Below are 23,407 nucleotides of genomic sequence, written 5' to 3' on the forward strand. Positions count from 1 at the left end.
CGAAATCAGGAGCAAACCACAATGGACCGTTACGAATTGCGCAGGCAGGACTACTCGCTGTCCGCCGACCAGACCGAACTCCAGGCCGTCTACGCGAAGTTCTTCCGCTCGCGGAGTCCGCTCGACACCGTCCGGGCCGCCGAGGAATCCGGCTTCGACAAGAACCTGTGGGAACAGCTGTGCGCCACCGGCGCCACCACGATGGCACTGCCCGAATCCGCCGGTGGTGACGGCGCGACCCTGGTCGACCTGTCGCTGGTCGCCGAGGAACTCGGCCGTGCACTCGCCCCGGTGCCCTGGATCGACCACGTCTGCGCCGCCCGGCTGCTCGCCCGGCTCGGCGCGCTGACCGGTGCGGCCGGCAGCGCCGTCGTCGAGGGCAAGCGCCTGGTCGCGCTCGACACCCGCGTCGATTCCGCGAGCGGACGGCGACTCGTCGGCGCCGCCGCCGCGGCCGACCGGATCATCGTGCGCGACGGTGCGGAGATCGTGGAGCTGGGCTTCGACACCCGGCCTGCGCCGGTCGCCAATATCGGCAAACTGCCGATGGCGTGGGTGGATCCCGCCGCGGCCGACCATCGGACGGTGCTGGCCGAGGGGGCCGCGGCCCTGGCCGAATACGATCGCGCCCTGGACGAATGGCGGGTACTCACCGCGGCCGCCCTCGTCGGGCTCGTCGAGGAGACCTTGCGCATCGCCGCGGAGTTCGCCACCACCCGTTACACGATGGGCGTGCCGATCTCGACCCTGCAGGGCATCTCACACCCGCTGGCCGATATCGCGATCACCGTCCACGCCGCCCGCAACCTGACCCGGCGCGCGGCCTGGTTCCTCGAACACGAACCCACGGTGCAGCCCGGTCTGCCCGCCGCGGCCTTCGTCTACATCGCCGAAGCGGCGCCCAAAGCGGCCACCACAGCGACACACGTCCAGGGCGGTCTCGGGGTGTCGGAGGAATCGGCGGCCTCGTCCTACCTCCTCCGGGCCAGGGGCTGGCCGCTGGCCGCCGGTGACCTCGGAGCCAGCGCGGTGCAGGTCGCCGAACTCTTCGCCGCGGCGACCGCCTAGAAACGGAGTACGAACATGGATTTCTCACGCGTCGAACTGTCCAGCGAGGATCAGGAATTCCTCGACGGGGCAAGGGAATTCCTCGCCACCCACGTCACCGACGAGGTGCGGCGCCGGGACCGCGAGACCGGCGACAACTTCGACGAGGGCGTGCACCTGGCCCTGGGCGCGGCCGGCTGGCTGGCCGCCGAACTCGCCGGCGAGAGCGACGGTGGACTCGGCAGGCTGCGCAGGCGCCTGTGGGACCTGGAGAAGCGGCGGGTGCACATCCCCTGGGTCACCTGGGGCACCACCGCCATCGTGGCCACCTCGGTGCGCTCGCACGGCTCCGCGGAACTGCAGGCCGAAGTGCTACCGGGTCTGGAGCGCGGCGAGATCCGGCTGTGCCTGGGCTATACCGAACCCGAGGGCGGATCCGATGTCGCCATGTGCAAGACCCGGGCGGTGCGCGACGGCGACCAATGGGTGATCAACGGCTCGAAGATGTTCACCACCGGCGCGCACAACTGCCAGTACGTCTTCCTCATCACCAACACCGATCCCGAAGCGCGTAAACACAAGAGCCTCACCATGTTTCTGGTGCCGCTGAACACTCCGGGCATCGAGATCCAGGGCATCAAGACGGTCGACGGTGACCGCACGAACATCGTGTACTACAGCGATGTCCGGGTCGACGACAAGTACCGCCTCGGCGCGGTCAACGAGGGCTGGTCGGTGCTGATGGGCCCGCTCAGCACCGAGCACGGCGTGGTCGACGCCGATGCCGACGGACTGCAGGATGTGTCGATCCTCGTCCACCAGGGCACCATGATGGCGACCTCGGTCGACCGGGTCACCGAGATCGCGGCGCAGCCAGGGCCCGGCGGGCAGCGGCTGCTCGACGACCGGTCGGTGGCCTTGCGGCTGGGCCGCAGCATCGCCCGGATGGAAGCGGCCCTGTCCGCGCCGCACATGTTCGGCCGGGTGGCCATCGCCCAGACCATGCGCGACATCTCCCCGGACCTGATGGACATTCTCGGGCCCGCCGCCGCGCTGCCGATCGGCACCGAGGGCGCGGCCGACGACGGCGGCATGGAATACATCTTCCGGTGGGCGCCGCTGTGCGGCATCTACGGCGGCACCCTCGAGGTGTTCCGCAACATGATCGCCCAGCACGTCCTCGGACTCGGCAGGCCCACCTACGCACCGCTCGCCACGCCGAAAGCCACGGCGAGCTGACCGGCTCGGAGGGAGCACCCGTGGCCGAGGACACCCAGCGGCTGCCACCACCGACGACGCCGGAGACCGAATTCTATTGGGCCTCCGGCGCCGACGGCCGGCTGCGCTTCCGGCAGTGCCGGTCGTGCGCCGCACTCGTTCACCCACCGCGGCCGGTGTGCCGGTACTGCCGGGGTGAGGACTTCGACATTCACGCGGTCTCCGGCTACGCCACGCTGATCGGATTCACCGTCAACCACCGCTTCTCGGTGCCCGGTCTGCCCGCGCCGTACGTGGTCGCCCAGGTCGCGATCGCCGAGGACGACCGGGTTCGGCTGACCACCAACGTGATCGGCGCCGACCCGGCCGATCTCGTACTGGGACAGCGGATGATCGTGGAATTCCACCAGGCGGGCCGGAGTTGGCTGCCACTGTTCCGGCCGGCGGATCCAGTGGCAGCGGAACCGCTTTCGGAGCTACCCACGGATCCGGTGGAACCGGCACGGCTGCGTGAGCGGATCCGTGGGCCGGTGACCAGGACGAAGTTCGAGGACCGGGTCGCGATCACCGGCGTCGGCCGGTCCACGATCGGCCGAAGGCTCCTGGCCGACCCGATGTCGTTGACAGTGCAGGCATGCCGGGCGGCGGTGCAGGACGCGGGATTGTCCTTCGACGATATCGATGGATTGTCGACCTACCCCGGCTCCGGCGACTTCGGGCCGTTCGGCGAGGGCGGTGTCACCGCGCTGGAATCGGCGCTGGGCCTGTATCCGACCTGGCACAACGGTGGCGCGGAAACCTTCGGTCCCGGCGGATCGGTGATCGCGGCCATGCTCGCCGTCGCCGGTGGCCTGGCCCGGCATGTCCTGTGCTTCCGCACGGTCTGGGAGTCGAGCTACGGCGAACTCGTGCGCACCGGGCGGATCACCCCGTCGGGCGGCATCACCGATCCCTGGCTGGTGCCCTTCGGCGCCGTGTCGGCCGCGCACCTGCTGGCGCAGACCGCGCAACGGCACTTCCACCGCTACGGCACCGACCGCGAGACCCTGGGCTGGATCGCGCTCAACCAGCGCGCCAACGCGGCCCTCGACCCGAGTGCGATCTACCGGGATCCGCTGACCATGGACGACTACCTGTCCGCGCGCCTGGTCACCACCCCGTTCGGTCTCTACGACTGCGACGTACCCTGCGACGGCGCCGTGGCCGTGGTCGTCTCCGCGCGCGACACCGTGGCCGATCTGGCACAGCCGCCCGTCCTGGTCGAAGCGGTCGGTACGCAGATCGCCGAGCGCCTGGAATGGGATCAGAGCACCCTCACCCACGAACCACAGGTGCTCGGCCAAGCCGCGCACCTATGGTCTCGCACCGACCTGCGGCCCGACGATGTCGACGTCGCCGAACTCTACGACGGCTTCACCTTCAACTGCCTGTCCTGGATCGAAGCCCTGGGCTTCTGCGGCATCGGCGAGGCGAAGGACTTCCTGAACGGCGGCACGAACATCGCCCGTGACGGCATCCTGCCGCTCAACACCCACGGTGGTCAGCTCTCGCACGGGCGCACCCACGGCATGGGCCTGATCCATGAAGCGGTGACCCAATTGCGCGGGCAGGCGGGCCGGAGACAGATACCGGGCGCCCGCGTGGCGGTCGTCAGCAGCGGGGGACTGACCCCCAGCGGAGTGATGTTGTTGCGGAGGGACACATGAGTATCGAGAACGGTCCGGCCACCACCGGTCCGGTGACCGCACGCACGGTCGACGTGGGAGGCATGCGGTTCTCGGCCCTGTGCGCCGAGGTTGCCGAGCCACGTGCGGTGGTGGTCGCCCTGCACGGTGGTGCCACCACCGCCCAGTACTTCGACCTGCCGGACCGGCCGTGGTTGTCGCTGCTCCAGCTCGGTGCGCGGCTGGGATTCACCGTGATCGCGCTCGACCGACCGGGCTACGGCGAATCGGCGCCCTGGGATCGAACCTTCGACACGCCTCAGCATCGGGTCGACGCGACCTTCGCCGCGATCGACGCACTGCTCGGCACAAGTCCGCGCGGCGCGGGTGCCTTCGTGATGGGCCACTCGGCCGGCTGCGATCTGGCGGCACGGATGGCCGCCGACCCCCGTGGCAACGACCTGCTCGGCCTCGAACTGGCAGGCACCGGCGTGGACAAGCAGCCCGCGGCCATCCGGGTCATCGAGGAAATCCACCGCACCCGGCGCCCCGGCGGCATCCGGGACCTGCTGTGGAGCCCGCCGGACGGCTACCCACCCGAAGTGTTCGGCGGCCGGTCCCTGTCCTCGGCCACACCGAGGTACGAAACCGTGGTCGTGCAGGAGTGGCCGACCGACTTCCCGGTGCTGGCCGAACAGGTGCGGGTCCCGGTGCGGCTGACCCACGCCGAGCACGAACGGGTGTGGCGGACCGATCCCGTCGCGGTGGGCGCGCTGGGCGCCCTGTTCACCGAGGCGCCCCGGGTCGTGAACCACGAACAGGCCGGATGTGGCCACAACATGAGCGTCGGCTTCGGCGCCGCGGGCTATCACCTCGGCCTGCTGGCCTTCGTCGAGGAGTGCGCGGTGCGAGCCGGAGACCTGGTGACGAATTCGACGAAGAGGAACGACTGATGCAGAGAATGATCGCCCCCGAGATCTCCACCTGGCCGGAGCCGGACTTCCAGCTGATCGCCGGATCGTGCGGCGACTGCGGCGCCTCGGTGTTCCCGATCCAGGACCTGTGCCCGCGCTGCAGCAAGCCCGCGATCGAGCCGATCACGTTGCCACGCACGGGCACACTCGTCGCCTGGACCACGCAGGGATTCCTCCCCGGCGCACCGTATCTCGGCGACGAGACCGCGGAGACATTCGTGCCGTTCGGGGTCGGGCTGGTCCAGCTCGGCGACATCATCCGGATCGAAGGGCGGCTCACCGAGAACGATCCGGCGACGTTGACATTCGGGATGAGCGTCGTGCTGACCAGCATCCCCCTCGGCACCGACTCCGAAGGCAACGAGGTATTCACCTTCGCCTTCCAGCCCGCCTGACGGACAGGAACTTCTGAGATGACCAACGATGTCGCGATCATCGGTGTGGGTATGCACCCGTTCGGTCGCTTTCCCGGCAAGACCGCCATGCAGATGGGGACCGACGCGATCCGCGCGGCCCTGGCCGATGCAGGCCTCGAGTGGCGGGACATACAATTCGCGGTGGGCGGCAGCTGGGAGGTCGCCAACCCCGATGCGATCGTGTCGCTGATGGGCCTGACCGGTATTCCGTTCACCAACGTGTTCAACGCGTGTGCGACCTCGGCGTCGGCCACCGAGGCCTGTGCGGACGCCATCCGGCTCGGCAAATACGACATAGGCATCGCGATCGGCATGGACAAACATCCGCGCGGTGCGTTCACCGTCGACCCCACCCTGGTCGGGATGCCGAAATGGTATGGCGAGAACGGTCAGTACCTGACCACCCAGTTCTTCGGGATGAAGGCCAACCGCTACCTCCACGACCACGGCATCTCGGTGGACACCCTCGCGAAGGTGGCCGCCAAGAACTACCGCAACGGCGTGCTCAACCCGAATGCCTTCCGCCGCAAGCCGGTCGCCGAGGCCGACATCCTCGCCGCGCCCATGCTGAACTATCCCCTGACCCACTACATGTTCTGCGCGCCGGACGAGGGCGCCGCCGCGGTGATCATGTGCCGCGCCGATATCGCGCACCGGTTCACCAGTACGCCGATCTATGTCCGGGCGGTCGAGGTGCGCACCCGGACTTACGGTGCCTACGAGGTCAATACCACCTATGCGCCGGTGCAGGAGGACGTTTCGCCGTCGGTGTATGCCGCCCGCGCGGCGTTCGAGCGAGCCGGGATCGCACCGGCCGACATCGATGTGGTCCAGTTGCAGGACACCGATGCGGGCGCGGAGGTCATCCACATGGCCGAGGCGGGTTTCTGTGCCGACGGTGAGCAGGAACGGCTGATCGCCGAGGGGGCGACCGAGATCTCCGGAACGCTGCCGGTGAACACCGACGGCGGGCTCATCGCGAACGGGGAACCGATCGGCGCTTCGGGTATGCGCCAGCTGCACGAGCTGGTGCTGCAGTTGCGCGGCACCGCGGGAGAGCGTCAGGTCGCCGGTGGACCGAAGGCCGGATTCGCGCTGCTCTACGGTGCGCCCGGCACCGCGGGCGCGACCATCGTGACGACCTGAGCGGGCCTGCCGTGCGCTGTAGTGAATATCCGAGGACAACATCCGACACAGGAGGTCCCCCGTGAAAGTCCCCTTCACCTGGAAAGTCACCGGCTGGTTCATGGTCGGCTGGTCGGCCGAATTCCCGCAGGGGGAGGCGCGGCCGCTGCACTATTTCGGCGAAGACCTCGTCGCCTATCGCGATGAGGCCGGTGAACTGCACATACTCACCGGTCATTGCCGGCACCTGGGCGCGCACCTCGGCCACGGCGGCAAAGTCGTCGGTGACTGCGTCGAGTGCCCGTTCCACGGCTGGCGGTGGGGTCCGGACGGCACTAACAGGCACATCCCCGGGGAGAACCGGGTCAACCGCGGCCTGAAACTGCGGGTGTACCCGGTGAACGAGCAGAATGGGTGTGTCTTCATGTGGCACCACCCCGAAGGGCAAGCACCATCCTGGGAGATGCCCGATATCCTGCGCATGTTCCCGGAACTGGGATCCGATCCCGCCGACTACTACCGGCCCTATCCGGAGTTCTCCAGCAAGACCGAACGCGAGCCGGTGCATCCGCAGGTCGTGCTCGAAAACGGACCGGACAGCCTGCATTTCGAGTATGTCCACGGTGCGACCGTCACCCCGCAGATGCTCGACTACAGCGCCGTCGATCACACCTGGTCGTTCTTGACCGGCTGGCCCGACGCGCGCAGCGACGATCCGAACAAGATGGCGCTGAAGATCCACGCGCAGATGTTCGGTCTCGGTGGTTCGATCAGCGCGTTCGAGGGCTCGTCCCGGCATCGGCTGATCTTCGCCACCACACCGGTCGACGACGAATCCTCGGACCTGTTCTATTCGATCTGGTGGCCGCGCAATCCGGGTGACGAATCCGATGTTCCGCCACCGGAAGTCCGGGCGCGGGTGGAGAAACAGTTCCTGGTCACGGTCTGGGAGGACCTGAGCATCTGGCGGTACCAGAAGTACGTGGAGCACCCGCCGCTTTCGCCCAAGGACGCCAAACCGTATCTCTCCCTGCGTAAGTGGGCGACGCAGTTCTACGACGTGCCGCCTGTGGACGCGCCGGTGCGGACATGACGGCGCTGTGCGGGCAGGTCCGGGTATGACGCGTAGGTCCCTGGCCGAGCTCGTGGCGCCCGGCCGCACCGCCATCGTCACCCAGGAACTCCAGGGTGCGGTGGTCGGTGCGTCGGCCGGGCTGCGCGCGCTGGCCGAGGAGGCCCGCGACACCGCGTTGCCCGCCATCGGCGCACTGCTCCCGGCGGCCAGGGCCGCCGGCGTGCACGTGGTGCACTGCCTGGTCTGGCGTCGACCCGACGGGCTCGGCTCCAGCCACAACGCGAAGCTGTTCGCCCTCGGCACGCGCGGAGTGCCCCTGGATCCGGACACCGAGGCCACCGCGCTGCTGCCCGAATTCGGGCCCGAGCCGCGTGATCTGGTGCTGCGGCGCAGACACGGGCTCGGTCCCATGGGCGGCACCGATCTCGACGCGGTGCTGCGGAACCTCGGGGTGACAACCGTCGTGGCGGTGGGCGTCTCGCTGAACGTGGCCATCCCGAATCTGGTGATGGACGCGGTCAACGCCGCCTACGACGTGGTGGTGCCCCGCGACGCCGTGGCCGGCATCCCCCGGGAATACGGTGCGGCGATGATCGACAACACACTGTCGATGATCGCCACGATCACCACGACCGACGAACTGATGGCCGTCTGGCGCTGACGCGGTCGGCCCACGAAACATCAACGGCGCTCCTGCCTCTCGTGCAGGAGCGCCGTTGATGTTTCGTGCGCCGCTCAGTCGCTGGACGGAAGTTGCTTGGCTTCCTTGAGATCCAGGGGCACAGCATCCACGTCGAGGGTGCCCATACCCGCCCGGGTGACCAGGATCTCGGCGCCGGTGGCGTGTACGTACCGCTTGCCCACGGCGGTCCCGCCGGCGAAATCCGGGTCGATGACTGCCTGTGTGTCCTTGGCCGTCCCCAGGGTCACCATGGGTGTGCCACCGCACCGCAAGCCCTGAATGGCGTTGGTGGCTTTGATGACGATGACCTGGGTGTCGCAGACCTGGCTTTCGAGGCGGGTTCCGCTGGTGATCACAATGCTCCTCGTGTGGTGGACACGGCGCAGAGCTCGTCGACGAGATCGCGCCGCAGGATCTTGCCTGTGGGGTTGGTCGGGAGGTCGGTACGGAAGACGACCCGGTCCGGGGTGCGGGAGCCGCGCAGATTCGCGCGGACATGGTCGCGCAGCTGCTCCGGGTCCGGCGCCGCGCCGGGGACGGGCACGACGACGGCGACCAGGATCTGGCCCCACTGCTGGTCCGGTAGACCGACGACGGCCACCTGTGCCACCTCGGGATGCTCGACCAGCACATCCTCGAGCTCGGCCGGGGCGATGTTCTCCCCGCCGCGGATGATGGTGTCGTCGGAGCGCCCACCGATGAACAGATAGCCGTCGGCGTCGACCGCGGCCAGGTCCCTGGTCGGGAACCACCCGTCGTCGTCGAGCACCGAGCCGATGCCACGATAGACCCCGGATACCTGTGGGCCCCGGACGAAGAGCTCGCCGATCTCGTCGGGCGGCAGGACGGTTCCGTCCTCGGCCCGGATCTCCAGTTCGATGCCGGGCACCGCCCGTCCGACCGAACCGAGCCTGCGGGCGATCGCGGGATCGGTTGCTGTGAAGGCGATCCGGTGGTCCTCCGGTGTCGAGACCGCGATGGTCGAACTGGTCTCGGTGAGCCCGTAGGCATTGACGAGACCGACCTCCGGCAGCAGTTCGAGGGTCGCGCGTACCAGCGGGAGCGGCGCCCGGGAACCACCGTAGGCGAGCGTGCGCAAGCTCGGCAGCCCGGTCCCGGGCGCCGCGCGCAGGGCGGTGACGATCCGGTCGAGCATCGTCGGCACCACCGTCGCGTTGGTGACGGCTTCCTCGCGGACCAGCGTGATCCAGCGCTGCGCGTCGAACTGCCGCAGGTACACCGTGGTTCGGCCGGCATAGAGATTCGACAGTGCGGCACCGACACCGGCGATGTGGTATGGCGGGACGCAGACCAGGGCCGCGTCCGTCGGTGCGGCAGAGCCGAATTCGACGGTGCCCATGACGTAGCTCGTCAGGTTGGCGTGGGTGAGTTCCACCGCTTTGGGCTGGGCGGTCGTGCCCGAGGTGAACAGCAGGACCGCCGTCTCCTCGGGCGCTGGCTCGGTGATCGTGGTGTCGCCGGACGCGGTGCGGACCGCAGCGCAGAACAGCGCGGAGCCGATGACCTGCTTGCCGGTTCCCGCGACGATGTCGGCGTATTCGTCGTCGGCGACGACCAGTGGGGTGGGGAGCCGCTCGATGAGCTCCCGCAGTGCGGCCGCGCCGAGCCGGTAGTTCAGCGGAGTGAACGCGCGGCCCGCCCGCGCGGACCCGAACAGCAGCAGCGGCAGCATGATTCCGCCGGTGCCGACGTAGGCGACATGGCCCACACCCGCCGAGCTGATCAGTCCCGCCGCGCGGTCGGCCAGCTCGCTCATCTCGGCCACGGTGACCCTGGTGTCGTCGGCGACGACGGCGTTGTGGTCGGGCCAGGTGGCGGCGGCCATCTCGAGTAGCACGGAAATGCTCAAAATCTCACCTCATCGGTTCACAGCGGAGGCGGCCACCCCGAATCCGGGTCCGGGGTGGCGCGCGGTCGTGCCGGTCAGCTCGCGGTGTGCGCGGTGGCTGCCTTGATCTGCGCCTGGAACGAGGCCAGTTTGTCCTCGGCCGAGCTGGTCCGCTGGCTGCGGGACCTGATGCTGACGTCGTGGTCGGCCGCAACGGCACGCAGGGCACCGACGGTGGCCTGTTCCCGGGGGATGTGCTGGAACGGGTCGAAGGAGTACCAGCGCATCGCGTTCAGATGCGTGATCTTGTCGATCTCGTCGTCGGGCACCTGTTCCTGCTCGAGCAGGTCGGCGAGAACCTCGGGAGCGTCGGGCCACATGGAGTCGCTGTGCGGGTAGTCCATCTCCCAGGAGATGTTGTCGACGCCGATCTCGTGCCGAAGGCGAACACCGACCGGATCGCTGATGAAGCAGGTGAGGAAGTGGTCGCGGAACACCTCCGACGGCTTCTTGCCGCCGAAGTCCTGCATCGTCCAGGTCGAGTGCATCTCGAAGGTGCGGTCCACCCGTTCCAGGAAATACGGGATCCAGCCCGTGCCGCCCTCGGACAGGGCGATTTTCAGGTCCGGGTATTCCTTGACCGGCCGGGACCAGAGCAGATCGGCCGCTGCCTGCACGATGTTGAGCGGCTGCAGCGTGATCATCACATCCGGCGGGGAGTCGACCGCGGGAATGGACAGCCGGCCCGAGGACCCGATGTGCACACTCAGCACGGTGTCGGTGTCGACGAGGGCCTTCCACAGCGGATTCCAGTACGGGTCATGGAAACTGGGGTAACCCAGCGCCGCCGGATTCTCGCTGAAGGTCAGCGAATGCACGCCCTTGGCCGCGACCCGGCGCACCTCGGCAGCACACAGTTCGGCGTCCCAGATCACCGGCAGGGCCATCGGGATGAAGCGGCCGGGGTAGGCGCCGCACCACTCGTCGATATGCCAGTCGTTGTAGGCCTGGACCAGGGCCAGGGAGAAGTCCGAATCCTCGGTCGCGAACAGCCGGCCCGCGAAGCCGGGGAACGAGGGGAAGTTCATCGAGGCCAGGATGCCGCCCGCGTTCATGTCCTTGATGCGCTCGTGGACGTCGAAACAGCCCGGCCGGATCTCGTCGAGGCCGTCGGGCTCGAGGCCGTATTCCTCTTTCGGCCGCCCCGCCACGGCATTGAGGGCGACATTGGGGATGACGGTGTCGCGGAACTTCCAGACATCGGCGCCGTCCGGGGTGTGGATCAGACGCGGTGCATCGGCGACGTACTTCTTGGGCAGGTGTTGGGCGAACATGTCCGGCGGTTCGATGATGTGGTCATCGACGCTGATCAGGATCATATCGTTCTTGTCCACGAGCACTCTCCTAACTGAGTTACTGTAAGACTTACTATAGGGATTCCGCCTGCTAGTGGGCCAGGAAGAGGATTTGTTCCCTGGTGTAGCTGTGGTCGGGATGCCGCTCGGCCAGATGCTGCTGGGCCCGCGCGACGAGGTCGTTCTCATCGGCGCCGGTCAGCCACTCGCCGCACGGGCAGCTCAGATAACGCTTCTGGGTCTCGGTCACAGGACCGCCCCGCTGTCCTTGGCGGCGACGATGTCGTCCCAGCTCAGGCCGAGTTCGAGCAGGATCGTCTCGGTGTGCTCGCCGTACTCGGGTGCGCGGCTGGCCGGAGCGGGTGTCTCGTCGAACTGGACCGGGGCGGCGACGGTCCGGTACTCGGTGCCCCCGCTGTCGGTCATCGTCATGAGGTAGCCGTTGGCAGCGACCTGGGGGTCGGTGAGCACTTCCTGGGGGCTGGCGATGGTGGCCCACACGCCCGGCTCGTCGGCCAGGGCCTTCTGCCAGTCGGCGAGGTCGCGCTCGGCGAAGGTCGTGCGCAGTTCGGCGGTCGCGGCCTCCTGGTTGACCACCAGGTTGGCCAGCGGGGTGAAGCGCGGGTCGGTGCCCAGGTCGGGGCGGCCGATGCGCTCGCAGAACCCGGCCCAGAACCGGTCGGCCTGCAGCAGGACCAGCTGGACCCAGCGGTTGTCGCGGGTGCGGTAACGGTTGACGGCGGGGTTCAGGGCCGTGCCTGCTTCGCCGGCCGGAATCCGGTCGATGCCGTAGTAGTCGGCGGCGGCGATGTCGGGCGCGACCGACCACATGCCCTGGGCGAGCAGCGAACTGTCGACGATCGGCGCGTGGCCGGTGCGCTCGCGGTGGAACAACGCGGCGGTGACGCCACCCGCCAGGGTGATGCCGCCCTGGAGATCGCCGAAGGCCGGGCCCTGCGCCATCGGGAACTCGGCGTCGGTCGGGGACAGGGCGTAGGCCACGCCCGCGCGGGCCAGGTAGCTGGCCGCGTCGAAACCTCCACGGTCCTTCTCCGGGCCGCGGCTGCCGTGGCCGCTGCCGCGGGCGATGATCACCGACGGGTTGAACTCCCGGATCTGCGGCACCGTCAAGCCCGCGCGCTGGAGCGGGGCGGGCAGCCAGTTGGTCAAGAAGACGTCGGCCTCGGCGATCAGCCTGCCCAGGATCTGCCTGCCCTGTTCGGATTTGATGTCGACACCGATGCTGCGCTTGCCGTGATTGCCGAGTTCCATCATGAAATTGGCCTGGACCGCGGTGCCGGTGCCGTCGAGGCCGCCGATGGTCAGGTTGCGGCAGGGATCTCCGCCCCGGGTGTCCTCGACCTTGATGACGTTCGCGCCCCAGTCGGCCAGTGCGGCGCCCGCGCTCGGCACATAGGTCCACGACGCCAGCTCGACAACCGTGACGCCACTGAGCAATCCGGACATCGGTGCTCCTTTCCCGCGATTGATACGTGTCCCGAAGTACTATACGGTAATCATTACAGTTAATCATCCAGGATGGTCATCGGGAGGCAATGTGAGCGAGGTCGTCGGCGAGCGGGCCGCACTGAGTCCGGAACTGGGGCTGGTGGCCGCCGCGCAGGCCGAGTCACGCATGCTCATCGACGGTGAGCTGACCGGCGCGCGTTCGGGCGCGACGTTCGACAACCACAGCCCGGCCACCGGGTCGGTGCTCGGCGTCACCGCCGCCGCGGCGGAGGCGGACATGACGCGGGCGATCGCCGCCGCGCGGCGGGCGTTCGATCACAGTTCCTGGCCGGTCGACCGGGCGCTGCGCCGCCGCTGTCTCGAACAGCTGCAGAGCGCGCTGGAAGCGGAGAAGGAACTGCTGCGCACCGAGCTGGTCGCCGAGGTCGGCTGCCCGGTCATGACGACCCACAACGCGCAACTGGACTGGCCACTGGCCGAGGCGCTGCGGTATCCGGCCGGGCTCATCGACGAATTCGCCTGGGAGCGGGTGCTGGCGGGCGGCGGTCTCTTCGGTGATCGGAACAAGCGCACCGTGGTGCAGGAACCGGTCGGTGTCGTCGCGGCGATCTGCCCGTCGAACTTCCCCGTCGAAGTCGTGCTCAACAAGCTGGGCCCCGCCCTGGCGGCGGGTAATACCGTTGTCCTGAAACCGGATCCGCACACGCCGTGGAACGCCACCCGGCTCGGCAGGCTGATCGCCGAGCACACCGACTTCCCGCCGGGTGTGGTGAACATCGTGACCACGCCGTCGAACGAGGTGGCCGGACTGCTGTCCACCGATCCGCGCGTCGATCTGGTCTCGTTCACCGGGTCGACCGAGGTGGGGCGCCTGCTCATGCGCCAGGGCGCGGCGTCCATGAAGCGGACGTTCCTCGAGCTCGGCGGGAAGTCGGCGCTGATCGTGCTCGACGACGCGAAACCGGAGCTGGCTCTGCGCAGCGCCATCGGGGTCTGCGTGCACGCGGGTCAGGCCTGCGCGGCGACGAGCCGGATGCTGGTGCACCGTTCGATGTACGACGACATGGTCGAGGCAGTCGCGGCGGCCTTCGCCGCGGTCCCGGTCGGCGATCCGGCACTGCCGGAAACCCTCGTCGGTCCGTTGATCAGTGCCGCACAGCAGGATCGGGTCCGCGCCGCGTGCACGCGGGCGGTGCGCGACGGTGCGCGCCTGGTCACCGGCGGCGAGGTACCCACCGATCTGCCCGGACACCTGGCCGGCGGGCACTACTTCTCCCCGACGGTCTTCGCGACCGAGGATCCCGGTCTGGCGATCGCGCAGGAGGAGGTGTTCGGGCCGGTGCTCGTCGTCATCCCGTTCACCGACGACGACGAGGCCGTCCGCATCGCCGACAGCACCGCATTCGGTCTGGCCGGCGCTGTGCTCTCGCGCAGCGACGAACGCGGGATGGCGATCGCGCGTCGCCTGCGCACCGGCGCGGTCGGCGTCAACGGCGGCATGTTCTACGGCGCGGACGCGCCGTTCGGCGGCTACAAGAACAGCGGAGTCGGCCGCCAGTGCGGCATCGAGGGTTTCCAGCAGTACCTCGAGACCAAGACCATCGGCTCCCGACTCCCGCGGCAGCACTGAGCCCGCGAGCACACCCGACCACCGTAGAAGTACTGAAAGGTTGCCATCAGTGGGAAGTTTGGACGACAAAGTCGCCGTCATCTCGGGCGCGGCCCGGGGACAGGGACGCTCGCACGCGGTCAACCTGGCCGCCGCGGGCGCTGACATCATCGCCCTCGACATCTGCGCGGATCTCGAGGGGAACACCTACCCTCTGGCCCGTCCCGAGGATCTCGAGGAGACCGCCCGGCTGGTCGAGAAGGAAGGCAGGCGCTGTCACCCGGCGATCGTCGACGTGCGCGACCGCACCGCGGTCTGGGCCGCGGTCGCGGCCGGCGCGGAAGCGCTGGGCCGCCTCGACATCGTGGTCGCCAACGCGGGCATCGCGCCGCTGGGCAGCGGGCAGAGCATGCAATCGTGGTCGGACACCATCGACACCGACCTGGTCGGGGTGTTCAATGTAGTGCAGGCCAGTCTGCCGCACCTGGGCGCGGGCGCCTCGATCATCGCGACCGGTTCGCTGGCCGCGCAGCTGGGCAGCTCCACCAAGCAGGGGCCCGGCGGCTCGGCCTACAGCTTCGCCAAGCAGGTCGTCGCGCACTACGTCAACGATCTGTCGATCCAGCTGGCCAAGCAATCGATCCGGGTCAACGCGGTCCACCCGACCAACGTGGACACCGACATGCTGCACAACGACGGCATGTACAAGATCTTCCGCCCCGACAAGGACGCCCCGACCCGCGCCGACGCGGAGCAGGCGTTCCCGGCCATGCAGGCCATGCCCGTGCCCTACATCCAGCCGCAGGACGTCTCGAACATGGTCGTGTTCCTGGCCTCGGACGCCGCCCGGTTCGTGACGGGCAGCCAGATCCGCGTGGACGCAGGCGGATTCGTCAAGGCCGTGCCCTGGGGGAAGTGAACCATGACCAACACCACCACGGCCCACAAACTCTTCCGCTGTGTCATCTGCGGCTGGGAGTACGACGAGGAACTGGGCTGGCCCGACGACGGCATCGCTCCGGGCACCCGCTGGGCTGACATCCCTGACGACTGGACCTGCCCGGACTGCGGCGCGGAGAAATCCGACTTCGAGATGATCGAGGTCGCGCGGTGACGGTTCCACGCCGCGGGCAGGTCGTGATCGTCGGCTCCGGCATCGCCGGTGTCAGCGCCGCCAGAACTCTGCGTACGGAAGGGTTTGCGGGGTCGATCGTGCTGGCCGGTGCCGAACGGGCGGAACCCTACCGGCGACCGATGGTGTCCAAGGAACTGTTGTCCGGCGCGGTCGGTGCGGAGCGGGCCCGGCTCGAACAGCCGGCCTTCTGGGCGGACATGAGCATCGACTTACGGACTGCCGCGATCGCCACCCGCGTCGATACCGATGCTGCCCGTGTCGAGTTCGGGGACGGGTCCGAGGTGGCATACGACGCTGTGGTGCTGGCGACCGGTGGCCGTGCGAAACGGCTCGACCACCTCGTTCCCGGTGCGTACACGGTGCGGCAGCTGGCTGATGTCGATGCGCTGCGGCCGGTGCTCGGCACGGCCGCACCGGTCGGCGAGACCCTGTCGGTGCTGGTCATCGGCGGCGGTTTGATCGGTATGGAGGTGGCCGCGGCCGTGCGCGGTACCGGGGCCGACGTCACGGTGCTGGAAGCTGCCGACCGGGTGCTCGAGCGCGTACTGCCACCGGCGATCTCGGCGAGTTACGAACGCCTGCACCGTAATCGCGGTGTCGGGGTGTACACCGGAGTGCGGCTCGTCTCGGCGTACATCCAGGACGGAGCGACCACGGTGTCCGCCGAGGACGGACGGTCCTGGCGTGGCGATGTCGTGATCGTCGCAGTGGGGATGGCGCCGGAGACCGACCTGGCCGAGGCAGCCGGGCTCGCCGTCGCCGACGGCGTCGTCGTCGACGAGTACTGTGCGGCCTCGGCGCCTGCGGTGTTCGCCGCCGGAGATGTTGCCCGGTTCCCCAACTCGATCCTGGGCGGGACCGAACGGATCGAGCACTGGAACCATGCCCAGGCACACGGCAGTGCCGCGGCACGGAGCGTGCTCGGTCACGGATCGCCGTACCGCGACGTCCCGTGGTGCTGGACCAGCCAGTTCGGCCGCACCCTGCAGATCACCGGATGGCCGACTCGCGGTGACGAACTCGTCGTTCACGGTGACGTCGACGGCGGCTCCTTCCTTGCGCTGTCCCTGGAGAAGGACCGACTGGTCGGTGTCCTCGGAGTCGGTAGGCCCAAAGATGTTCGCGCCGCACAGGAGCTGATCGGGGGCGGTGCCCAGCTCCCTCGCGACCTGCTCGGCGCCGACGACCTCGATCTGGTGGCGGCCGCCGCGACGCTCCGTTCCACCGGCGCACTGGCGGCGTCGTGACGCCCCGCAACCCCACTGCTGTCACCGAACAGACCAACGCCGCACCGCCCGGTGCGGCCCAGAGAGACGAAGGTTGAGAGATATGGCCAAACCGGTCATCGTCAGCGCGGTACGGACCGCGATCGGGCGGTCCTTCAAAGGCGCGCTCGTCAATGTGGCATCGGAGACCCTCGCCACCGAGATCCTGACCGAGGCGGTTCGCCGCTCCGGTATCGACCCGGCCGAGGTGGACGATGTCATCCTCGCCGAATTGAACTACGGCGGTGGCGATCTCGCCCGGCACGCCGCAGTGGCCGCCGGGATGACCGGCGTGCCCGGCCAGGCCGTGAACCGGCACTGCGCGGGCAGCCTGACCTCGATCGCCAACGCCGCGGCCCACATCAGCGCAGGCGTGGAACGGGTCATCGTCGCCGGTGGTGTGCAGTCGCTGTCGACGGCCCCGCTGATGAAGTGGCGGGTGCCCGGCGTCGGCCCCGATCTCGAGTTCCGCGAGCCCTGGATCCCGCCGTCGCATCCGGAGACCCCCGACGCCCCGGCGACCGACATGTCGATCACGGTCGGCTGGAACACCGCCAAGAAGGTCGGCATCAGCCGCCAGGAGATGGACGAGTGGGCGCTGCGCTCCCACCAGCGGGCGATCGCCGCGATCGATGAGGGCCGCTTCGCCGAGGAGATCCTGCCGTTGAAGGTGGCCCAGGCCGACGGCTCGGTGCTCGATTTCGCGGTCGACGAGCATCCCCGCCGCGACACCACCCTCGAGCGGCTGGCCTCGCTGCCGGTGCTGCACCCCGGGATCGAGGGCTTCTCCATCACCGCGGGCAACAGCAGCGGGATCAACGACGCGGCTGCCGCGGTCACCGTCACTGCCGACGACTATGCCGCTGGTGCCGGTCTCGAGGTGCTGGCCACGGTCCGCACCTGGGCCAATGTCGCTGTGACACCGGCCGACAACGGGATCGCCGCGGTCGAGGTGGTCGGCAAGGTGCTCGATCGCGCGGGGCTGAAGGTCTCCGATGTGGCGCTGTGGGAGATCAACGAAGCCTTCGCCTCGGTCCCGATCGCCGCCTGCCGCAAGCACGGCATCGACGAGTCGAAGGTGAACTTCTCCGGCAGCGGGTGCAGCCTCGGCCACCCGATCTCGGCCTCCGGTGCTCGCCAGGTGGCGACGCTGATCTACGAGCTGCGCCGCCGCGGCGGCGGGATCGGCGTCAGCGCCATGTGCGCCGGTGGCGGTATGGGCGGCGCCCTGGTCATCGAAGTCTGAGCACCCGGCAATCAGCGAACAGAACAAGGAGGTACCTGTGTCGGACGAAGTACAGGTCGAACGACGCGGCCGGACACTGGTCGTCACGATCAACCGGCCGCAGGCGCGCAATGCGGTGAATCTCGCGGTCAGCCAGGCGCTGGCCGACGCCATGGACGAACTCGACGGCGACCCCGAACTGTCGGTCGCGGTGCTGACCGGCAGTGGCGGAAATTTCAGTGCCGGAATGGATCTGAAGGCCTTCGCGGCGGGGGAGTACCCGTACGTCGCCGGTCGAGGTCTCGGCTTCACCGAAAAGCCGCCGCGTAAGCCGATCATCGCCGCGGTCGAGGGGTACGCCCTGGCCGGCGGCACCGAACTGGTGCTGGCGACCGATCTGGTCGTGGCCGCGCGCACCGCGCAGTTCGGTGTCCCCGAGGTCAAGCGCGGCCTGGTCGCCGGTGGCGGCGCACTGCTGCGGCTGCCGCGGCGGATCCCCTACCAGAAGGCCCTGGAGCTGTCCCTGACCGGCGACACCTTCACCGCCGCGGACGCCGCGTCGTGGGGTCTGGTGAACGAACTGGCCGAACCGGGCGAAGCCCTGGACCGGGCGCTGGCTCTGGCCGAGCGGATCACCGCCAACGGGCCGGTCGCCGTCGCGGTGACCAAGCAGGTGATCGTCGAGGCGGCCGCGTGGCAGCCCGACGAGATGTGGCAGAAGCAGATGGCTCTCATCGGCCCGGTCTTCGCCACCGAGGACGCCCAGGAAGGCGCGAAAGCCTTCGCCGAGAAGCGAACCCCCCAGTGGACGGGCAAGTGAGGCCGTACGGCCGCCTTGTCTGCCGTCGAACCGAGAAGTGAGGAGAAACAGTGTCGTTCGAAGGTGAAGTGGTGTTGGTGACCGGCGGTGCCGGTGGCCTCGGTGCCGCGACGGTGCGCAAGGTGCACGCCGAGGGCGCGGCCGTGGTGATCGCCGACCTCAATGACGAGAAGGGCAACGCCCTGGCGACCGAGCTGGGCAACAAGGCCGTCTATGTGCGGACCGACGTGCTCGACGAGGACTCGGTGGAGAACGCGATCGCCGCGGCCGCCGACCTGGGCACGCTGCGTTACGCGGTGATCGCCCACGGTGGCTTCGGTGTGCTGGAGAAGGTGGTCAACCGGGACGGATCCCCGCACACGCTGAAGGGTTTCACCGACACCATCGCGCTCTACCTCACGGGCACCTACAACGTGCTGCGGCTCGCGGCGGCCGCGATGGCCAAGCTCGAGCCCAAGGCCGACGGGGAACGCGGTTCCGTGGTGATGACCAGCTCGATCGCCGGCTACGAGGGTCAGATCGGCCAGTCCGCCTACGCGGCGGCCAAGGGCGGCGTCAACGGTCTGACGCTGGTCGCCGCTCGCGATCTGAGCGCGGTCGGTATCCGGGTCAACAGCATCGCCCCGGGCACCATGCACACCCCGATCATGGACTTCCTCGGCGAGGAGAAGCTCGCGCAGTTCGCCGCGTCCGTGCCGTTCCCGAAGCGGCTGGGCGCACCCACGGAATACGCGTTGCTGGCCCAGCACCTGCTCGAGAACCCCTACATCAACGGGGAAGTGGTGCGTATCGACGGCGGTCAGCGCTTCCAGCCGAAGTGAGCTGTGCCGTCACCACGGCCGCCCGAAACCACTACCGCCGCTCCGTGACCCGGAGCGGCGGTAGTGCTGTCAGGACTGCGGGGGTGCGATGGCCGCGGCGAGCAGTGCGGCGCGAGTGGTCAGTTTGACCCGCGGCCGACCCGTGGCGGCACCCGCGGCACGTTCGGCGCGATCGATGGCCGCCCAGCCGTCCCGGTCGATGCGGTTGGGCTGCCTGCGGTCGAGCAGCTCGGTGAGTGCGGCCCGGTCGCCGCTGGGCGATGCCAGGCGCCCCGCGGCGAAGTCGGCCAGGATGGCCTCGACCGTCTCCTGCGCGTCGAGACGGTTGGTCCCGATGACGCCCTGCGGACCTCGCTTGATCCAGCCGGTCACGTAGACCCGGTCCACCGGTGTGCCGTCCGACCCGACAACCCGGCCGTGCTCGTTGGGGATCACGCCACGTGATGGATCGAAGGGCAGGTCGGGTTGCGGCGTGCCCCGGTAACCGACCGAGCGGAGTACGAGTCCGGCCGCGAGGGTTTCGGTGCGGTCGGTGGGGTGGGCATGCAGGCGCCCGTCCCGTTCGGTGAGTTCGTTGTGGACCAGCTGGACGGACTCGACCTTGCCGTCGCCGGTCAGTCCGGTCGGAGAGGCGAGATAGCGGAAAACGATGCGGCGATGTCCAGGTGTCCTGGTTGACTTCGAGTATTGCTGTGCCACGGAATACTTCAGCTGCAGCGACGGTTCGGCCGCGGAATCGTCGAGCAGGGCGCGGCTTCCTGGATCCAGGTCGAGGTCGGCCTCCTCGACGACGACGTCGACACCCTCGAGGTGGCCCAGGGCGAGGAATTCCGGACCGGTGCAGGCCGCCTGCAGCGGACCGCGCCGCCCGATCAGGACGACCTCGGTGATGCCGCTCGCCCGCAGGGCCGTGAGCGCGTGCTCGGCGATATCGGTCCGGCGCTCGAGCAGATCCGGCGGCATCGTCAGGATCCTGGCCACATCCAGGGCGACATTGCCGTTGCCGATGATCACCGCGCGCGGACCCGACAGGTCGAACTCCCGGTCGGCGTAGTCGGGGTGGCCGTTGTACCAGGCGACGAACTCCGTGGCGGAATGTGAGCCGGGCAGATCCTCGCCCGGGATGCCCAAGCCGCGGTCGCCGGAGGCGCCGACCGCGTACAGCACCGCGTGGTGGTCGGCCAGCAGCTCCGCATGCGAGACATGCACGCCCACTTCGACATTCAGATGGAGTCCGACGGCATCGCGTTTCAGGACCGACTCGAACCTGGTCGTCACCGCCTTGGTGCTCTGATGATCCGGAGCCACCCCGGATCGGAGCAGGCCCCACGGGGTGGGTAGCCGGTCGAAGATCTCGATCTCGGCCGTGCATCGCTGGAGCAGTTCCTCGGCGGCGTAGCAGGCCGCAGGACCCGCGCCGACGATGGCCACCCGCAGTAGGCCGAGGTCTTTCGGTACCCGCAGGGGCGCGGCGGCGGGATCGGACGCGGGCATCAGCGGATGCTGCCGGAAGTACGCGGCGTTGATGTCGGCGAATCTGCTCAGTACGTCGGGCAGTTCGTCCTCGGCGAAGACGGCGTCCACCGGGCACGCGTCCGCGCATGCGCCGCAGTCGATGCAGGTGTCGGGATCGATGTAGAGCATCTCGGCGGTCGCGAATTCCGGTTCGCCCGGACGTGGCCGGATGCAGTCGACCGGGCAGTCGGAGACGCAACTGGCATCGTTGCAGCAGCGCTGGGTGATGACGTAGGCCATGGTGTTCCGCTCCTCAGGGGCAGGGTGGGGGTGAGCCGTCGTCGACGGGCGAGAGCGCAGGCCGGATTCGGCCAGGAAAGATATACTGTCAGTATTACAGTAAGTGTGATTGGACGCAGTCTCCAGAGGTATGTACTGTAACTACAACAGTATGATCACCCGCCGGCCTGGCCGACGGGGCGAGCAGATCGGAGACCGGCCGATGCCCGACGGTGACAGCGCTCTCGCGCAGCGAACGATGATCATGTCCGGCGGCAGCCGCGGCATCGGACTCGAGATCGCCAGGCGGGCGGCCGCAGACGGGGCCAACGTCACGCTGATCGCCAAGACCGACCAGCCGCACGCGAGTTTGCCCGGCACCATCCACACCGCCGCCGAGGAGCTCGAGGCGGCCGGCGGCACCGTGCTGAAGGTGATCGGCGATGTCCGCAGGGACGAGGTCGTCGCGGCGGCGGTCGAGCAGACCGTCGAGCGGTTCGGCGGGATCGACATCGTGGTCAACAACGCCTCCGCGATCGACCTGTCGCGCACCGAGGACCTGCCGATGAAAGCCTATGACCTGATGCAGGACATCAACTGCCGTGGCAGTTTCCTGCTCGCCAAGACGGCGCTGCCGCACCTGCGGAAATCGGCTGGGGCAGGGCGCAATCCACACATCCTGACCATGTCGCCGCCGCTGAACCTCGAACCGCGCTGGGCCGGCGCCCATCTGGGCTACACCATCGCCAAGTACGGCATGTCGCTGGTCACGCTGGGGCTCGCCGAGGAGTTGCGCGGCAGCGGCATCTGGGTCAACTCCCTGTGGCCGCGCACGACGATCGCGACCGCGGCGATCCGCAACCGGCCCGGTGGTGAACAGCGCGTGGCCACCTCGCGGATTCCGCAGATCTGTGCCGACGCCGCCTATCTGGTGTTCACCGCGCCACCCGGAAAGTTCACGGGCAGGTTTCTCATCGACGACGACGTGCTGGCCGAGCACGGCGTCACCGACTTCGGCCGATACCGGGCGGTGCCGGGCCTGGCTCCGCTCAACACCGACCTCTTCCTGTGAGAGCGCACCGGGTGATACCGGCGCGGAAGGACCCGATCCGATGACCGACATCCTGCGCCGTGAGCGCAACGGCCGCGTCGTGACGCTCACGCTCAACCGGCCCCGCCGCAAGAACGCAATCACCCTCGAACTGTGGGACGCGCTGCGTGGTGCGCTGGACACGATCGCCCACGACCCCGGCGTGGGGGCCGTCGTCCTCACGGGGGCGGGCGGAGCTTTCTGCTCGGGCGCCGACGTCGTCGACAGCGACCCCTACGCCGCGCCGTTCCGGAAGTTACGGGCTATCACCGATGTCGCCCAGTACCTGCACGACCTGCCGGTCCCCACCGTCGCGAAGGTACGCGGGGTCGCGGTCGGCGCCGGATGGAACCTGGCACTGGGCTGCGACCTGGTCGTCGCGACACCGGACGCGACGTTCTCCCAGGTGTTCACCCGGCGCGGGCTCTCGATCGACTGCGGGGGGTCGTGGCTGCTGCCCAAGCTCGTCGGCGTCCAGCAGGCCAAGCGGCTCGCGCTGCTCGCAGAAACGATCGACGCGGCCGAAGCGCGCGAACTCGGCCTGCTCACCTGGATCAGGCCCGAGGCGGAGATCGACGAGTTCGTCGACGGGATCGCGCAGCGACTCGCCGCGGGCCCGCCGATCGCGATCTCGCAGACCAAGGCTTTGCTCAACGAGGGAGTGGACCGCTCCCTGCGTGAGGCCCTGGCCGGCGAATCGCGCGCGCAGGCAGTCAATTTCGCCGTCGCGGACCTGCCGGAGGCCTATGCGGCGTTCGCGCAGAAACGGGAGACGGCGTTCACCGGCCGATGGAATGTCCGTCGGCCCGACGAGCTGTCGTAGCGGCCGGCGT

Annotated in this window: 23 protein-coding genes; 17 read left to right on the top strand and 6 right to left on the bottom strand. The window is 68.8% G+C overall.

What is annotated here, in order from left to right; all coding sequences use genetic code 11:
- The first annotated feature begins 21 nt into the window (after window positions 1–21).
- The 8 genes from ACFVAV_RS13850 to ACFVAV_RS13885 all read left to right on the top strand — a co-directional run bounded on the left by ACFVAV_RS13850 (window position 22) and on the right by ACFVAV_RS13885 (window position 8,180).
- Complete coding sequence (locus ACFVAV_RS13850; protein ID WP_379034693.1) at window positions 22–1,068, top strand: acyl-CoA dehydrogenase family protein; 1,047 nt, start codon at window positions 22–24, stop codon at window positions 1,066–1,068.
- A gap of 15 nt (window positions 1,069–1,083) precedes the next feature.
- Window positions 1,084–2,286 carry an acyl-CoA dehydrogenase family protein gene (locus ACFVAV_RS13855; protein WP_379034695.1) on the top strand — a complete coding sequence of 401 codons (1,203 nt, stop codon included), beginning with the start codon at window positions 1,084–1,086 and terminating at the stop codon, window positions 2,284–2,286.
- Window positions 2,287–2,306: 20 nt separating this feature from the next.
- Window positions 2,307–3,971 (top strand): zinc ribbon domain-containing protein, encoded by a 1,665-nt coding sequence (locus tag ACFVAV_RS13860; protein WP_379034697.1) that lies wholly within the window; start codon window positions 2,307–2,309, stop codon window positions 3,969–3,971.
- Complete coding sequence (locus ACFVAV_RS13865; protein ID WP_379034698.1) at window positions 3,968–4,882, top strand: alpha/beta hydrolase; 915 nt, start codon at window positions 3,968–3,970, stop codon at window positions 4,880–4,882. Before ACFVAV_RS13860 ends, ACFVAV_RS13865 begins: the two co-directional genes overlap by 4 nt.
- Window positions 4,882–5,298 (top strand): Zn-ribbon domain-containing OB-fold protein, encoded by a 417-nt coding sequence (locus tag ACFVAV_RS13870; protein ID WP_379034699.1) that lies wholly within the window; start codon window positions 4,882–4,884, stop codon window positions 5,296–5,298. Before ACFVAV_RS13865 ends, ACFVAV_RS13870 begins: the two co-directional genes overlap by 1 nt.
- An 18-nt stretch (window positions 5,299–5,316) precedes the next feature.
- The gene (locus tag ACFVAV_RS13875) at window positions 5,317–6,465 is read left to right on the top strand and encodes a thiolase family protein (protein WP_379034701.1); all 1,149 of its coding nucleotides are present in this window, start codon (window positions 5,317–5,319) and stop codon (window positions 6,463–6,465) included.
- A gap of 61 nt (window positions 6,466–6,526) precedes the next feature.
- Window positions 6,527–7,537, top strand: coding sequence for an aromatic ring-hydroxylating dioxygenase subunit alpha (locus ACFVAV_RS13880; protein ID WP_379034703.1), 1,011 nt, complete (start codon window positions 6,527–6,529; stop codon window positions 7,535–7,537).
- Window positions 7,538–7,562: 25 nt separating this feature from the next.
- Window positions 7,563–8,180, top strand: coding sequence for an isochorismatase family protein (locus ACFVAV_RS13885; protein WP_379034705.1), 618 nt, complete (start codon window positions 7,563–7,565; stop codon window positions 8,178–8,180).
- Window positions 8,181–8,254: 74 nt separating this feature from the next.
- Here the strand turns inward: ACFVAV_RS13885 and ACFVAV_RS13890 are convergent, their stop codons facing one another.
- The 5 genes from ACFVAV_RS13890 to ACFVAV_RS13910 form a co-directional block, all read right to left on the bottom strand.
- Entirely contained in the window at window positions 8,255–8,557 is a 303-nt protein-coding gene (locus ACFVAV_RS13890; protein WP_379034707.1) for a hypothetical protein, read from the bottom strand.
- The gene (locus tag ACFVAV_RS13895) at window positions 8,554–10,071 is read right to left on the bottom strand and encodes a class I adenylate-forming enzyme family protein (protein ID WP_379034709.1); all 1,518 of its coding nucleotides are present in this window, start codon (window positions 10,069–10,071) and stop codon (window positions 8,554–8,556) included. Before ACFVAV_RS13895 ends, ACFVAV_RS13890 begins: the two co-directional genes overlap by 4 nt.
- A gap of 74 nt (window positions 10,072–10,145) precedes the next feature.
- Window positions 10,146–11,444 (bottom strand): amidohydrolase family protein, encoded by a 1,299-nt coding sequence (locus ACFVAV_RS13900; RefSeq protein WP_379034711.1) that lies wholly within the window; start codon window positions 11,442–11,444, stop codon window positions 10,146–10,148.
- Between the two features lie 52 nt (window positions 11,445–11,496).
- Window positions 11,497–11,655, bottom strand: coding sequence for a DUF1059 domain-containing protein (locus ACFVAV_RS13905; protein ID WP_379034713.1), 159 nt, complete (start codon window positions 11,653–11,655; stop codon window positions 11,497–11,499).
- A complete protein-coding gene (locus ACFVAV_RS13910) occupies window positions 11,652–12,872 on the bottom strand; it encodes a CaiB/BaiF CoA transferase family protein (RefSeq protein WP_379034715.1) in 1,221 nt (406 codons plus the stop codon). Before ACFVAV_RS13910 ends, ACFVAV_RS13905 begins: the two co-directional genes overlap by 4 nt.
- A gap of 169 nt (window positions 12,873–13,041) precedes the next feature.
- Between ACFVAV_RS13910 and ACFVAV_RS13915 the strand changes: the two genes are divergently transcribed.
- The 7 genes from ACFVAV_RS13915 to ACFVAV_RS13945 all read left to right on the top strand — a co-directional run bounded on the left by ACFVAV_RS13915 (window position 13,042) and on the right by ACFVAV_RS13945 (window position 19,750).
- Entirely contained in the window at window positions 13,042–14,505 is a 1,464-nt protein-coding gene (locus ACFVAV_RS13915; RefSeq protein WP_379035341.1) for an aldehyde dehydrogenase family protein, read from the top strand.
- A gap of 49 nt (window positions 14,506–14,554) precedes the next feature.
- Window positions 14,555–15,403: a mycofactocin-coupled SDR family oxidoreductase gene (locus ACFVAV_RS13920; RefSeq protein ID WP_379034717.1), complete on the top strand. Its 849-nt coding sequence runs from the start codon at window positions 14,555–14,557 to the stop codon at window positions 15,401–15,403.
- 3 nt (window positions 15,404–15,406) lie between these two features.
- Window positions 15,407–15,598: a rubredoxin gene (locus ACFVAV_RS13925; RefSeq protein WP_379034719.1), complete on the top strand. Its 192-nt coding sequence runs from the start codon at window positions 15,407–15,409 to the stop codon at window positions 15,596–15,598.
- Window positions 15,595–16,866, top strand: coding sequence for an NAD(P)/FAD-dependent oxidoreductase (locus ACFVAV_RS13930; RefSeq protein WP_379034721.1), 1,272 nt, complete (start codon window positions 15,595–15,597; stop codon window positions 16,864–16,866). The genes ACFVAV_RS13925 and ACFVAV_RS13930 overlap by 4 nt, the downstream gene beginning before the upstream one ends.
- Window positions 16,867–16,948: 82 nt before the next feature.
- The gene (locus tag ACFVAV_RS13935) at window positions 16,949–18,130 is read left to right on the top strand and encodes a thiolase family protein (protein ID WP_365011428.1); all 1,182 of its coding nucleotides are present in this window, start codon (window positions 16,949–16,951) and stop codon (window positions 18,128–18,130) included.
- Between the two features lie 37 nt (window positions 18,131–18,167).
- Window positions 18,168–18,929, top strand: a complete 762-nt coding sequence (locus ACFVAV_RS13940; protein ID WP_379034723.1) for a crotonase/enoyl-CoA hydratase family protein — start codon at window positions 18,168–18,170, stop codon at window positions 18,927–18,929.
- A 50-nt stretch (window positions 18,930–18,979) separates the two neighbouring features.
- Complete coding sequence (locus ACFVAV_RS13945) at window positions 18,980–19,750, top strand: SDR family NAD(P)-dependent oxidoreductase (RefSeq protein WP_379034725.1); 771 nt, start codon at window positions 18,980–18,982, stop codon at window positions 19,748–19,750.
- A gap of 69 nt (window positions 19,751–19,819) precedes the next feature.
- Here ACFVAV_RS13945 and ACFVAV_RS13950 read toward each other — a convergent pair whose 3' ends face one another.
- Complete coding sequence (locus tag ACFVAV_RS13950) at window positions 19,820–21,505, bottom strand: FAD-dependent oxidoreductase (RefSeq protein ID WP_379034727.1); 1,686 nt, start codon at window positions 21,503–21,505, stop codon at window positions 19,820–19,822.
- A gap of 202 nt (window positions 21,506–21,707) precedes the next feature.
- Between ACFVAV_RS13950 and ACFVAV_RS13955 the strand changes: the two genes are divergently transcribed.
- Both ACFVAV_RS13955 and ACFVAV_RS13960 read left to right on the top strand, forming a co-directional pair.
- Window positions 21,708–22,556, top strand: a complete 849-nt coding sequence (locus tag ACFVAV_RS13955; RefSeq protein WP_379034729.1) for an SDR family oxidoreductase — start codon at window positions 21,708–21,710, stop codon at window positions 22,554–22,556.
- 40 nt (window positions 22,557–22,596) lie between these two features.
- Window positions 22,597–23,397 carry an enoyl-CoA hydratase/isomerase family protein gene (locus tag ACFVAV_RS13960; protein ID WP_379034731.1) on the top strand — a complete coding sequence of 267 codons (801 nt, stop codon included), beginning with the start codon at window positions 22,597–22,599 and terminating at the stop codon, window positions 23,395–23,397.
- The last annotated feature ends 10 nt before the right edge of the window (window positions 23,398–23,407 follow it).

It is taken from the genome of Nocardia sp. NPDC057663, assembly GCF_042799895.1.
Classification (GTDB): Bacteria; Actinomycetota; Actinomycetes; order Mycobacteriales; family Mycobacteriaceae; genus Nocardia.

Excerpts from the sequence above, each read along its gene's own strand:
- ACFVAV_RS13850 (WP_379034693.1), top strand. The coding sequence starts at position 22 with ATGGACCGTTACGAATTGCGCAGGCAGGACTACTCGCTGTCCGCCGAC.
- ACFVAV_RS13855 (WP_379034695.1), top strand. The coding sequence starts at position 1,084 with ATGGATTTCTCACGCGTCGAACTGTCCAGCGAGGATCAGGAATTCCTC.
- ACFVAV_RS13865 (WP_379034698.1), top strand. The coding sequence starts at position 3,968 with ATGAGTATCGAGAACGGTCCGGCCACCACCGGTCCGGTGACCGCACGC.
- ACFVAV_RS13870 (WP_379034699.1), top strand. The coding sequence starts at position 4,882 with ATGCAGAGAATGATCGCCCCCGAGATCTCCACCTGGCCGGAGCCGGAC.
- ACFVAV_RS13875 (WP_379034701.1), top strand. The coding sequence starts at position 5,317 with ATGACCAACGATGTCGCGATCATCGGTGTGGGTATGCACCCGTTCGGT.
- ACFVAV_RS13885 (WP_379034705.1), top strand. The coding sequence starts at position 7,563 with ATGACGCGTAGGTCCCTGGCCGAGCTCGTGGCGCCCGGCCGCACCGCC.
- ACFVAV_RS13910 (WP_379034715.1), bottom strand. The coding sequence starts at position 12,872 with ATGTCCGGATTGCTCAGTGGCGTCACGGTTGTCGAGCTGGCGTCGTGG.
- ACFVAV_RS13915 (WP_379035341.1), top strand. The coding sequence starts at position 13,042 with ATGCTCATCGACGGTGAGCTGACCGGCGCGCGTTCGGGCGCGACGTTC.
- ACFVAV_RS13925 (WP_379034719.1), top strand. The coding sequence starts at position 15,407 with ATGACCAACACCACCACGGCCCACAAACTCTTCCGCTGTGTCATCTGC.
- ACFVAV_RS13935 (WP_365011428.1), top strand. The coding sequence starts at position 16,949 with ATGGCCAAACCGGTCATCGTCAGCGCGGTACGGACCGCGATCGGGCGG.
- ACFVAV_RS13950 (WP_379034727.1), bottom strand. The coding sequence starts at position 21,505 with ATGGCCTACGTCATCACCCAGCGCTGCTGCAACGATGCCAGTTGCGTC.
- ACFVAV_RS13955 (WP_379034729.1), top strand. The coding sequence starts at position 21,708 with ATGCCCGACGGTGACAGCGCTCTCGCGCAGCGAACGATGATCATGTCC.
- ACFVAV_RS13960 (WP_379034731.1), top strand. The coding sequence starts at position 22,597 with ATGACCGACATCCTGCGCCGTGAGCGCAACGGCCGCGTCGTGACGCTC.